A 14,251-nucleotide genomic window follows, 5' to 3' on the forward strand; every position below is an offset into this window, starting at 1 on the left:
TTTCTATCCCATCGTTACTTCCCTAACTAAGAAATATTTATCTCCCCATCCTTAACCTTAATCCCATTACCTCCAAAACCAAACTGTAACACATCTTTATCAATCAACATAAAGGCCTTATCTGCCTTTAGCTTAATATTTTCTTTCATTTTTATGCTGCTGCCATTGCTCTCTAAGTTTATTTCCTTTTCTTTTAACTCTACTTTGGAGCTCATCTTTGGGGCTGCAAATAGGACACTCTGGTTGTTTAGTCTGATTTGATAGTCCCCTGGTGTTTTGATCATCTTGTCTGCCGGATCATGGTTTATCTCCCTTTTTTCAACCCTTGTAGTTTTGCCTACTGAGGCATATTTTTCATTGCGGGCCTTAAAGTAGATATCTACTATATCCCCTATTTCTGGAGCAATAAAGGCAGTGGTATATATCCGGTCTATGGGAAACCAGTGGGCCTTATCTTCTTGAAAGTCATCTGCCAGGTCAATAAATCTTACCTTAGCCTGGTACTTGTTATTGACTTTAACGACTTCTCCCCTGAAGCTCCGCCCTTCTATCCTTTTTTCCCTGATCTCTTTGACCAGTTTGATGTCTTCTTCTTTGACCATGATTAGGTCTGAGCACAGGCGCTGGTTTTTGAGATAGATAACATTTTTAATGATGATTAGTTCCAGGGTTTCTTTGGTTTTGTTACTGATTCTATAGTTTACTTTTTTACCGATTTGAAAGATATCGTCTGAACGGTAGTGTTCGTGTTCTTTTATTCTGTAATACTTATATTTGGTGTTTTTCCGCCCGGTTTTTCTTCCTTCTCCCCCTGCAATATTATTGAGTTCTTGGGCTACATTGTTATGAGGGCCGGCCTGGATATTTATTATTTCCTGATTGTCTTTGGTATCGTCTACTATCAGTATCTGGTTTACATATGTGGCCAGTCTTTTGATAAAATCCCATTCACTTTCTTTATACTGGATGACTACCGGGTAGTCTTCATTGATTAGGGGTGTACTGGCAACTGAAGTGTCGGCAAAGTCGATATGAAATTCCAAGTTTTGACTCTTTATTTTGTCAAATACCCCCTGATAACTTGTCCCTATATTCTGAAAGACCCTGTTTCTCCTCCTCCTTGCTAAGAGTTTACTGTAGGAGAAGGCTTTGATCCTGAGATAATGGGTCTGGTTTTCTCTGGTACCTAGTCCAAATTCTTCGATAATGCCTTTAAAGAGTATTTTCCGGTCATCATTGTCATAGGTGATTGTGATGGTGGGGTCTTCTTGTTCTCGCAGGTATTGATAGTACTTGTGTCTGTTTTCTTTTTTGATGACCCCCTGTACTTCCAGGACACTGTGCTGGTAAATCTCCCTACTGATTTTGAATTTGTTGAGGATGGCAAATTCAAAGGGTTCTATTTTAAGCTGGTGTTCTGTATAGGTAAGAGCTGCTGCTTTTTCTTCTTTTGAACGGATTTTTTCCCTTAGTTTGATACCATAGTCTCCGTTCTGGAAGCCTTCGATGATGAGTTCGTCTTTTTTCTCTGGACCGTAGAAATAGATTAACTCGCCACAGGGTTCTCCATAGATACTTTTTTTGTCTCTGAGGATAATGTTATCTCCAAAGTAGCTGTCTCGCAGTGTTTTTGTCCTTTTTCCGATATTAGCCTCATCCCTGTCTATTTCTTCGTATTGTCTGTCTATAGTTATACCATCTATTTTTATTATTTTCTCCGGACTGGTATATGGACTGAAGATGGTAAAACCTAGCCCCTGGGTATTATTAAACTCATAGACCTCATCTTCTGAAACAAGGTATTCTATATCTTTTTCAGGAAAGTAATTACCCTGTCTGTTGGAGCCATAAATACGGTTTTTTGATGGGTCCTGGCATTCCAGTTTCAGCCTCTTTTCCTGATTGTCAAATTTCAGGGCAGAATCAGAGCTGTAGTATTCTATGACTTTTACCTCTTCTTCTTCTTTTTGGGGACAGAGTATTAATTCTATACCGTCTCCCCTTATCTCCCAGTTATATAAATCCTGGAGTTCAGCGTTATTCATCTCCTCCATTTGTTCGAGGGCTGCCTGGGCCAGGGGATATACCTTGTCTTTTTCTGTTAGGAGTTCGGGTTTTTCCTGGAGATAACGGCTCTTAAAGACTCTCTCATCTTCAGCTAGTTTTTTTTGTGATTTCATACTGTGGCGCAGCCTGTCCTTGATTATCTCCAAAAAATAATCACTATGTCCCCTCCGGGATCGTTTAAACAGTTCTTTTAAGACATTTTTGTCTTTTTTATTGAGGTCAAGAACTATGTCTTTGATAAGTGCCTGTAAATAGTCCTGACTGAGTTTGTTAGTCATATTACCTACTGCTGGTTTCCTTCTAAGTCTATTTACAGCTGAGCCACCATTAGCATTTTCTTTTAATAAAAGAAATGGTACAAACTGATCAAGCCTGGTTTTTAACTCTTTTTCTAATTCCTCTTCCTTTAATTTTTTGATTCTATTGATTAAAGTAGGGTTTTTCCCTTTTTCAAAACCTTTTAGGTCTTTATCTACTATATAGCTTGCCCCTGCTTTTTCAAATAGATTGGCTATTATATCATCGGAAATGATGTAATTTATAATGTTATCATAATTCCCTTCTCCACCTCTAACCCTGGATTCATAGGCCTGATATCGATCTATCAACCTCATCTTTCTTTCAATTATTAAAGGGTTAAAATTTTTATCAATAATCTCTTTAGCCTGTTTTTCACTTAAATTAAATTTATCTTGATATACACTATATAAAAGCCTCTTCATTTTTAGGGAATTAATGGTCTGGGCATACTGATTTCTATATTCACTACTGATATTGCCATATTTTATGACACCGCGGTCGATAAGTTCATATAATAGTATGTTCATACTATTATTTCCCTGAAGTATTTTACTTAAATAATAGTCTAAACCTATTTTATAACCTAAGAATTCGTTGCCATTAAATTTCAACATCTTACCTATCCCTAAGGGATTGTAATTTATCACTTGGTAGTTGGGAAGATATCCTTCTGACATTAACCCGGCATATTGAGCCAGAGCCCCTCCAGCAGAATAAGCCTTTAAAGTATATTGATATTCTTCTCCATTTTCTTCTACTTCCTGACGATAGACCTTTTCTGCTCGATCAAATTCTTCATTGGGAATTCCTATAGCAGCACATAAGTTAACTAGTTTATAATCAAGACCACTAGAATCATAATTGATTACCAGGCTTTTTTTTTCTTCATCTTGATATATATCTGCTTTGAATTTCTTCTCAGTTCTTATTTTTTTCCCTATTTCTTTTAATATTGCTGTATTTTCTTTACTTAAATCTATGCCAAATATATTCCTGGCTATATATGCTTGATTTTGTTTGAAATCCTTAGCAAACAAATACTGATTAAACTTTAAGGCTTTTTCTTCTATACTCTGCTGGGGGTTTCTATAATTATTTAGATAATATCTTTCTCTATCTGTTTCATCCCATGAAGTATCTACCTCTTCAACAGCTAATGATTCTTCACTTTCTTCATAGCCTTTATTTCTAGAAGCTATTAAATACTTAATCTCTTCTTTTTGTTCTTCTGAAAGACTATTTTTAAGGTTCTCTTTTTCTCCTTCTTTAAGCATAATTAACATAGAGAGCGAAGAAAGTGACTCCTGGGGAGCTAATTTCCTGAATTCTTTTTTCTGAGCTTCCTTCTTCTCCCTTTCTTTATCTGAGATATTTAAGGCCTTTATCTTTAGTTCTCCCCCCAGGATATAGTCGTCAGGGTTATATTTATATTCCAAAGCTGAAGTAGGGTCTATCATTATCAGACCATCAATATCCTCTTTAACAAAAAATACTGCATAACGCCTCTCTACTTCCTTTATATTCTTAACTTGATAGTATTTTTCAAACTCCTGTATTTCATCTTTAAAGATATCTAAGATACTTTTGTAGTAATAGGGTGATACCTGACAATTTGGTATTTCTTTAATACTACCATGGCTTCTGGGGCTGCCGCCCCCATACTGTAATTCATACATGATCATCCTGAATTTTTCATTTATGGTTTTCTCCCCAAAATTATATTCAATTTTATTTATATCTTCCTGTCCATATTTGATTTTATTTAATCTATGTTTAAAAGTATAGTTACTTCCTCTTGGTTTGGGGGCTAATTTTTTTAGATAGTAATATAATACTGCGCTTTTAAAAACACTGGCTATGTATTCAGACCTTAATTCCTGACTTATTATGCCATCTTCATCTAGATAGGGCATAAAGAAGAACTCATTATATTCATATTCCTCATTGTTTTGACTGATAGTAGGTATCTCCTGTACAACTACAGGTTTATTATCTTCAGGGTAAATGAATTCAAAAATATCATCCTTTTTCTTAATATAGTTCCTCTGTATTGTCCCTGTTATCTCCATTAGGTTAACTAACATGTTGTATTTAGTTATTTCTTCCTCTTCTTCTTTTAATAAAACATTATATGGTACATCACCAAATACCTGTTCTTGGGGTGGATTTGGGTCTTTTTTAAAGGTTCCTTTTATTTCATAGTAACCACTTTTGTTTTTAGCTAACCCCCAGTACTGGTGTACATAACCTACTGTTTCCTCCTGCGGTCCCAAAATTGCATTATGTACCATTTCCCGTTTAGCTGCTGACCTGCGGTAAAATAGATATTCAAATTTAACTTCCTGATTTTGCAGTGTAAAACTATAATCTTCTTTTAAAATTTCATTTTTTCCCATGTTAAGCAAAAGATAAACTGCATCCTCTTTTTTTATTTTGATTGTATGCTTATTATTTGCTAACGGGGTTGGTGATGTAAATTCAACTGGTTCTGATAATAATAATTGACACTTAATATTCCCTTTAGAATCCGGGTATTGTCTGATAGGGAATTCAACATAATTATTATGCTCATAGAACTCATCTGTTATATAACCTTTGACTAAATCATCTCCCAGTAATTTTTCAGCTGATTTGTCTGTAGCTACAAAACCCAGTTCCTGTAATCTCTTATATGTCTTCTCAGTACATATATCTTTGAGGACTTTTTTAACTACATTCAGTATTCCAATCAGGATAATTATTACCCCTGCTACTAACAGTGTACTGGTAACCGCTGTTACAGCAACACTTTTAGCTGCCCCAAGTAATAAAAGGGAGTAAAAGGCGTTTTCTGCCATCTGGTTTGTAATCCCTTTTGCTTCTGAGACTACTATTATAGATATATTACCTATGTACTCTTTGTCTATATCTTCAGGGGTAAAATCTATAAAACCCTTTAGAACATCTATTTTATTATAGAAAAGACCTGCCCTGCATTCATCTTTCTCATCTGCAAACAGAGAGTTAATAAACCCCAGGTCTGCTCCCCCTTCAAACCCGGTAAAGCTTATTTTCGTATTTTGCTTATTATGTTCCCTTTTTATCTTGTCATATACTATTTGAAGATAATCCAGGTCTTCAGGGAGTATCTTGCTCTGGGGTGTCTTTTTACCTTTATATGAGATTACAATATCATCACCCTTTTTTAAGACCAACACCCTAAAACCTGTATCATGCATTTTCAGACTCTGGGTTATCTTAACCTTTATATTTTCCTCCAGAATGTCCTCATACCCCTCTACCCTTGTTTTTTCTTCAAGGCTCTCTTGATAATCTTCGGCAATTTCTTTGCTAAGGTCTTTTGTTATATATAGTCCTGAATTTCTATTAAGATAAGCCAACATAAATAGTTTTATAGAAGGGATTTCTATCTTTTTAGCCAGCTCTTTTAATTCATTTCTGGAAACACCCTTTAATATTTCTTTTGTTACTTTTTTTATTTTCCCTGATGAATCTAATTTCTTCTTCCAGATTACTAATGACAGCAGCTTTTCAGCACAATTTACACCAAACTCTATATTCTCTATATGTTCCTCAGTCTCCTCAACCCCTTCCCTGCTAGGCACCTCCATCTCCCGCATAATCTCTTCATGACTAAGGGTTGTCTCCTGCCCGGTTTTTCCCTTGATACTCTGACGGTAAATATAGTCTAAATAATCCGTTACCACCTTATAACTATCAGCACCATAAACAACCTCCCACTCACCCAGAAACTTACCTTCCTTATTCCCCTCATCCTGCCACTTCTCCAGATACTCCATCGCTATACCAGCATTCTGGCGCATCTCAGCCAGACCTTCGTCTTTTCCTAAATAAGTCCCTTGATTATCTGTACCATAACAATAAATTGGATCTCTCTTTGTTCTGGGATTTTTATAGGCCTTTATAAATGAATTTGGGGTTAGGAGGCTGTTGAGTTTATGGTATACAAAAGACACTTTCCCATTCTGATCAGTTTCTTGTTTTGGTTCTATATCTACAAAATGCCAGTCTAAATTTGTTAAATTACTGAAAGTTAATAACTCTTTATGAGTTATTTTTTTCTCACTCATCTTATCCACTCCTTAATTTAAATAAATGTACCTATAATCTTTTCCAAACAAAATATTATTAATAGTTTTATAATAATGGAAGCCTAATTTATTCTCTTCTTTATATTTTTCATAAGTAGACTTACGAGTAACTTTTAACATATCCAATGAACAAACCCATACTAAAAATTGTTCATTATATTTGTTAATCCCCTTATAACTCAACTCACTCTTCCTAATCCTCCCCATACTAACAAGCAACTCTTCCTCACTCATCTCATCTATCTCTCTCTGTAATACCTCAGACATCTCCTTTCTTAAATCCCTTGGAGGTAGATATACTATCTCACCTTCTACCTCTTTCTCAACTAAATTTGCCGGGTATATATCCCTGGCATACTCCCAATAACTGGGAGCTAAAACCCTTTCATCTATAAAGATTACCCCTAATTCTAAATACTTAAATAAGCCTTCCCCCTTCAAATACTGAACATAATCAAAAATCTGCTTTCTCCTCTCCTCTTTCTCTTCATCATTGTCTATTCTATCGAAAATATAGACATATAATTCTAATTCTATTCTGTGTTTATCTGGATTAGTGTTGGCTTTTTTTAATAACTCCTTAAAACCAGATACTATTTGCCAGGAAAAGTAATCATTGCCCTCTTTTCTTAATTTATATTTAACATCTAGTTTTAAGCGTATTCTGTCACCAAATACCTCTTTTGTCTTAGACCTTAAATAATCTTCAGTCTCTAATTTTATCTGTACCGTCTCATAACCTGCCCCTACTTCTCCTAATCTTCCCAAAGATTTTTTTTTCACACCTGCTTGAGCACAATAATATGGATCTCCTTCTCTACTTGTCCCTATAATTGATTTAGGATATATCCTAGCTTCATAATAGGTTCCGCTATTATCACTCCGTGTACCTATCCTCTCTACTACAAATTCCTCCCCATATTCTTTATAGAGTGCTTTTTCCATCTTGGCCCTAACAGCCTCTTCATTATGACTGCCCTTACAGGCAGTAAGTGAAAAAATCAGTAAGGGGATTAGTAATAATAGGACTACTTTTTTTAACTTTCTTTCCATTTAAAAACACCTCTTCTCCTTATTGAAAAACCTTGCATGTATATTATTTAAATTAAATAATCCTTTAAATTCATGGTATTGATAGATTGTAATAATTATTTATAAGCGAAGTTAAGAAACGCCAAACCTCGCTTTCATCCCAAGCAAAGGCATCATTGAGCGTTAAATAATTATTACAATCTATCACTTCTAAGTCATAGCTACAGGATTATTTAAAAACTCCCCCTCATCCTGCCACTTCTCCAGATACTCCATCGCTATACCAGCTTTTTGGCGCATCTTAAACAAGCCTTCTTCTCTATCCTCACTAGTTACCTTTTCTCCCCTTTTCACATCTACATTTTCCATATATTGATACTTTTCAATCTTACCCCTGGCATCCTTTCTTGCAAATGAATCCGGGGTTAGGAGGCTGTTGAGTTTTATTCCACCTTTTCCTTCATCATCTTCCTTCATCATCACCTTTACTCTTTAAATTTACAAAATGCCAATCGAGATTTGTTAAATTACTAAATGTTAATAACTCTTTATGAGTTATGTTATTATTTCCCATTTTATCATCCCCTTAATTTATAAAAATATATTTTTTATATTTTGTATACTGTATATCTTTTAAAGTAGTATAATCTCTTTCTCTATCTTCTTCTGTGATATCATAGTATAATTCCAACATTCCAATAGAATAAATCCAGCAATTATACTGTCCGTTATATTCCCTTATTCCATCATAACTCAACTCACTCTTCCTAATCCTCCCCATCCTGACAAGCAACTCATCCTCACTCATCCCATCTATCTCTTCCTGTAATACCTCAGACATCTCCTCTCTTAAATCCCTTGGAGGTAGATATACTGTCTCACCTTCTACCTCTTTCTCAACTAAATTTGCCGGGTATATATCCCTGGCATACTCCCAATAACCGGAAGCTAAAACCCTTTCATCTATAAAGATTACCCCTAATTCCAGGTACTTAAATAAGCCTTCCTCCTTTAAATACTGAACATAGTCAAAAATCTGCTTCCTCCTCTCTTCTTTTTCTCTTTCACTGTCTATTCTATCGAAGATATAGACATATAGTTCTAATTCTATTCTGTTCCTTTCAGGGTCTTCTGCAATATCCTTCCTCATTTCTGCCAGACTTACTGATTTATAACCAGCCCACCAGCTGCCATCTCCTGTTACTTTATGTGCCACATCAACCTTTAAAACTACCCTTTCACCAAAGGTCTGTTTAGTATAAGGTAATAAATATTTTTCAACATCCATATTCCTGGCAACATAACTATAACTATCCCCCGGTTCATCCAGCCTTCCTAAAGTAAGCTTATTTACACTGGCACTGGCATAATAATATGAATCCCCTTCTCTATTTGTCCCTATAATTGATTTAGGGTATATACGTGCTTGATAAAAACTTCCACTTCTATCACTCCGTGTCCCTATCCTATCTACCACAAACTCTTCCCCATACTTTTGATAGAGATAGTCTTTTATCTTAGCCCTAACAGCCTCTTCATTATGACTGGCAATTTTACAGGCAGTAAGTGAAAAAATCAGTAAGGGGGTTAGTAATAATAGGACTATTTTTTTTAGCTTTTTTTCCATTTAAAAACACCTCTTCTCCTTATTGAAAAACCTTGCATGTAAATTATTTAAATTAAATCACTCTTAAATTAATAGTATTGATAGATTCTAATAATTATTTATAAGGGAAGTTAAGGTAACACCAGACCTCACTCCAATTTTAAGCAAAGGCACCATTGAACGTTAAATAATTATTAGAATCTATCACTTTCAAGTCATCACTTCCTATGCATATGAGGCTATTCATATCCCTTTGATAACCATTTGCAGCTTTTGAATGGCTTTTTCATTGTCTTTCAAATCATTTCTATCTGGATAGTCAGCTTCAGTCCCATTAATGGCATGAACACTATCAAGGTATTCTGATACTATTTTATAGTTATCTGCTGCATAAATGACTTCCCACTCCCCTAAAAAACTACCTTCTTCATTTTTCTTATCCTCCCATTTCTCCAGATACTCCATGGCTATCCCGGCTCTTTGGCGCATCTCTGCTAAGGCCACTTCATCTCCAAGATAATTTCCCCGGTCATCTACACCATATATCGGTTTAGGCTTTTCTTCTCCTGTTTTAGGGTCTGTATACTTCTTTGCAAATTCTTTAGGGGTTAGAAGGTCGTTGAGTTTTGTTGACCTCGTTCTTGAAAGCCCATTTGTATCTGTAATTGTCTTTTCTAAATTAACAAAATGCCAATCCAAATTTGTTAAGTTACTGAAAGTTAATAACTCTTTATGTTTAATTTTTCCTTCATTACTCATTTTTATCACCCTTCTTAATTATTAATATACATGTAATTATATGGTCTCTCTAAAATTATATTATCCAATACATCATATTTATTTTTTTTATCTTCTTCAGTAATTGAAGAAGGATACTTTTCTTCAAGAATTCCTAATGAATAGACAAGCGCAATGGAATGCATATTATATTTAATAAGGTCTTTCAACTCACTCTTCCTAATCTTACCCATACTTGCCAACAGTTCTTCTTCACTCATACCATCTACCTCTCTCTGCAATACCTCTGACATTTCTTTTCTTAATTCTATTGGCGGTAATTTCACTGTTTCTCCATCTATAACTTCTTTTACCCTCTCACTACAATTTATCTTCTGTCTGTATTCCCTGTAACCAGTTGCTAAGACCCTTTCATCTATGAAGATAACCCCTAACTCAAGGTACTTAAATAAGCCTTCCTGTTTTAAATACTGGACAAAGTCAAAGATCTGCTTCCTCCTCTCTTCTTTTTCATTGTCTATTCTATCGAAGATATAGATATATAATTCTATTTCTAATCTGTTATTTTTAGGGTCATTTATTACTCTTTTTCTAGCCACTCTAAAATCTGATTCTTTATATCCTAAAAATGCATCTACTCCATTACTATTTTTATCTCTTTTTCTATATTCTTTTACTATTAAATCATCCCGTCCCCATACTTTTAGTTCACTATCTACCTTTAAAAGCACCCTATCACCAAATATTTCTTTAACTTTAGGCATTAAATATTTTTCTCCTGTTAAATTCATTTTTACATAACTATAACTATCTCCAGGTTCATCTAATCTACCAAATGATAGTTTGTCAACACTTGCACTACCGTAATAATACGAATCTCCTTCTTTATTTGTCCCAATTATTGACTTCGGATATATCCTTGCTACATATTCTGTTATTCCATCATCATTCCTCGTCCCTATCCTGTCTACTATAAATTCCTCTCCATACTTTTGATAAAGATAATCTTTTATTTTAGCCCTAACAGCCTCTTCATTATGACTGCCAATTTTACAGGCAGTAAGTGAAAAAATCAGTAAGGGGGTTAGTAATAATAGGACTATTTTTTTTAGCTTTTTTTCCATTTAAAAACACCTCTTCTCCTTATTGAAAAATCTTGCGTGTGAATTATTTAAATTAAATCACTCTTTAAATTCATGGCATTGATAGATTGTAATAATTATTTATAAGCGAAGTCAAGAAACGCCAGACCTCGCTTTATCCCAAGCAAAGGCATCATTGAGCGTTAAATAATTATTACAATCTATCACTTCTACCTCATATATTCTTTTCGTCTTTCTCTTTATATTTCATTATCCTGACCCCTAAAAAAGTATAGCCAGACTTTTATCAATAAATTATTATATCTTCTAAAATCTAGAAAAAAGGGGATAAATAATTAAATTTATCCCCCCTGTGCAATTACTTATTCAGCTGCATAACCACCATCAATAGTAACAAGTTCGTTCCTATCTTTCTTCTGTCTCAGCACTAATTCAAATTTCCCAGTACCTTCAGTGTGATCAAATTCTTCAGTATAATCAACAACGAATGCATTTGGGAAGTAAACTTTCCTGATCACCTGATCAGCGGCTATGATCTCCAGAGTGGCTTTTCGATATGCATCTGCTTTCTCAGCCTTAACCAGTGACCAGATCGCAAGTTTTCTAGTATCATCAGCCTCTTCTCCATCTACAGCAGTTATAATTTTACCTTTAATAATTACAGAAGAACCAATATCTGATGCCCTGGCATTTGAATCATCTGGTGTATCTGATTCATAAGTTACCGCCATGATATTATCTGACCCCAACTGAATTGTTTCATCTGCGCTTTCGATAATTAATCTAGAACTCATAGTATTCACCTCCTTTATTTAATATTTATTTATATTAATACAATAGTCATATTGTACTAATATCATTATTAAAATACTTATGTAATATATCCTAAAGGATGTAAACTTTTTTATTTGAAAATATCAATTTATCCTACAGCAGTAGTACTCTTAGTAATATTAACCTCAAGATTTTTAATATTACCGTTAAATACAATATTTAAATGGCAGACATTATTATCCAAATCAATCTCATAAGAAATATCATCCCCAGTCTGTAAAACAGAATTTACAAACCCTTTATTATTAATCCAGATACTCTTTTGACTATTAGGATTATTACTAAAAAACCTTATAATCTTATCTTGTTTAAAATCACTTGTCTGGAATCTCAAAATTCTTTCTATATATGTACTAACTAAGGTCTTATATATTGAGTCAAAGCCATCATCTGTAATCGCCATACTCCTTGCCTTATAAACAGTGATTCTATTTATTGTCATTCCATTCATCTGTGCATTTTCAGAGGAAAATACAAAACCAAAATTATTCTTATTAATTGTATTTTTAATCTTATTTGTAAATCCAGTAATTTCTTTGGCTAGTGTTGTAGGTATCTTAAGGGCATTATCACCACTTTCAATGTCAAATCTAATACCTGGGAACATATTAGTAACATTTTTGAAATTTTTATCAAGATAATCTGGGCATTGATAAGCTGCTACAGTTCCTGCTGCAACATATGAAGCATCAATATAAACCCCCTTAAGCCATAATTTCAAGATATCTTCCCTTTGTTGAGATAAGGCCACACCACCATCTTTACTTTTTACCATTTTCTTATCCAAAATAACACCTGATTTATCTTCAGGTATGACACTAAAATTCGGTAAACATGGTATTGCAAACTCACTATAATTTTGCCTTAATAATACCTCTGTCTTATTTAAGTACTTGTCCATTCCCTTAGTTGCTATATCATTAAATGTCGTTGCCTCATTAGCCTGGAAGTTAAAGAATATTTGAATCTTATATTTCATTGCTAAGTCTAAAATAGCAGTTAACGATTCCAGAGTATTACCAGGTGGCATATCATCTTTATCTGTTCCTTTAAATCTCTCTCTCCTGGTTTCAATACGATCAACTGAATCCATCTCGACAGCAGGGAAAATACCAAACCAAATAGTATTTTCAAAGCTATTCTTTCCATTTACTGTATTTAAATAAGTATCAATTCGTGGTTTATTATTTGTCTTTACCATCATGTCCACTTTACAATTAGTCACTAATAAGGTAGGGCGCATACCATTATCATCTGTTTGATACTGGTCAAAAAACATCTTTACGCCTAATATTTTTTCTATTAAGGGTTTTGCTGTCTGTACAAAATTATCCTTAGATTGTTTATAAAACTCCAGATAATTATTATAATTAGCTATTTCCCTTTCAACATCAACATTACTATCAGTAACAGCAATCGGAGCAAAAGTCCTTGTTACTAAGTCCTTTACATAGGGTGTCGGATTTTCTGTAATTTCCTCATAATCTTCCTCAAAAATCTCAACTAAAGCTGCACTCCTTTCTTCATCTACTGAAACAGGCAGTGCTTCTTGTTCTTCTTTGGAAATTTCCACTATTTTTAATTCGCCTTCATCCCCCATTGTTAACATACCAATTTGAACTTCTTCAGCCTCGGCTTCGTCCTGACTCTCCCCGAGCAAAAGTCTTGTTTTTACATCTTCAATTGCTAATGGCAGCATCCCTAGAACATTATTATAATTACGGCTGGCTTCTTCAAATTTTACATTTAGTTTGTCACCTAGTTTTAATTTCTTGGGGTCTTCCTCTTCCAATTTCTCATATTTTTCATATAAATAATTTATTTCCTTTCTAACCTGTTTTATATCTTCCATCACTTTTTTAGGGGAAATCATATCAAGTACATTTTCAAACTTAAAATCAACATTTCTCCTGCCCTGATTTTTTTTTGTATCAATTAATGTAAATAACATTTTTAAGAAATCGTTATTCTGATCTAAACGGATTTCAGATACATTATTTTCTGGTACACCTTCAGGTCTTTCCAGTGTATAGATAATTCTTTGACTTGCAGCATTATAATATGAATAAATTGTAGGAGTAAACTTATCTAAAAAATCCTGAAAATCCCTGATTAATAGATGTTCGTTAATCTCTTTTATTTTTTCATCATCAAGACTTTCTACTCCTTTCACATTACCAATTAAGGTTATTAAATCTAATTTCTCCGGATTCACCTCCTCAAGAAGTACAGTTCTGTTTGTTTGCCTAATTATTTCCATTCTCACATTTCACCTTCCCTCAAAAACCCCCATTTAAATTTAATTTTTTCTAAACATAGTTGTTTAGATGCATAGATTTACATTTCTTAATATTATATACTATTTTTTATTGGAAAAAAATACTTTTTATGCAATTTCCAAAAAATAGTACTTATTTACTACTGCTAACTAATAGATTTTTTTGTAAATAATATCTAAT

Annotated in this window: 8 protein-coding genes; all 8 read right to left on the bottom strand. The window is 33.9% G+C overall.

The features are described from left to right. Positions 1-26 precede the first annotated feature (26 nt). Entirely contained in the window at positions 27-6,458 is a 6,432-nt protein-coding gene (locus tag GM661_RS12165) for a contractile injection system protein, VgrG/Pvc8 family (protein WP_230867074.1), read from the bottom strand. A gap of 12 nt (positions 6,459-6,470) precedes the next feature. Continuing rightward, positions 6,471-7,532 carry a hypothetical protein gene (locus GM661_RS12170; RefSeq protein ID WP_230867075.1) on the bottom strand — a complete coding sequence of 354 codons (1,062 nt, stop codon included), beginning with the start codon at positions 7,530-7,532 and terminating at the stop codon, positions 6,471-6,473. Between the two features lie 189 nt (positions 7,533-7,721). Then, positions 7,722-7,991: a hypothetical protein gene (locus tag GM661_RS12175; RefSeq protein ID WP_230867076.1), complete on the bottom strand. Its 270-nt coding sequence runs from the start codon at positions 7,989-7,991 to the stop codon at positions 7,722-7,724. Between the two features lie 106 nt (positions 7,992-8,097). After that, the gene (locus GM661_RS12180; RefSeq protein WP_230867077.1) at positions 8,098-9,138 is read right to left on the bottom strand and encodes a hypothetical protein; all 1,041 of its coding nucleotides are present in this window, start codon (positions 9,136-9,138) and stop codon (positions 8,098-8,100) included. A 222-nt stretch (positions 9,139-9,360) separates the two neighbouring features. Beyond that, entirely contained in the window at positions 9,361-9,876 is a 516-nt protein-coding gene (locus GM661_RS12185; protein WP_230867078.1) for a hypothetical protein, read from the bottom strand. Positions 9,877-9,890: 14 nt separating this feature from the next. After that, positions 9,891-10,979 (bottom strand): hypothetical protein, encoded by a 1,089-nt coding sequence (locus GM661_RS12190; RefSeq protein ID WP_230867079.1) that lies wholly within the window; start codon positions 10,977-10,979, stop codon positions 9,891-9,893. A gap of 341 nt (positions 10,980-11,320) precedes the next feature. Next, on the bottom strand, positions 11,321-11,752 hold the full coding sequence (locus GM661_RS12195) for a membrane-associated protease 1 (protein WP_125990868.1): 432 nt from the start codon (positions 11,750-11,752) through the stop codon (positions 11,321-11,323). A 128-nt stretch (positions 11,753-11,880) separates the two neighbouring features. Further along, on the bottom strand, positions 11,881-14,052 hold the full coding sequence (locus tag GM661_RS12200) for a transcriptional regulator (RefSeq protein WP_230867080.1): 2,172 nt from the start codon (positions 14,050-14,052) through the stop codon (positions 11,881-11,883). Between the last annotated feature and the right edge of the window lie 199 nt (positions 14,053-14,251).

The organism is Iocasia fonsfrigidae (assembly GCF_017751145.1).
Lineage (GTDB): Bacteria > Bacillota > Halanaerobiia > Halanaerobiales > DTU029 > Iocasia > Iocasia fonsfrigidae.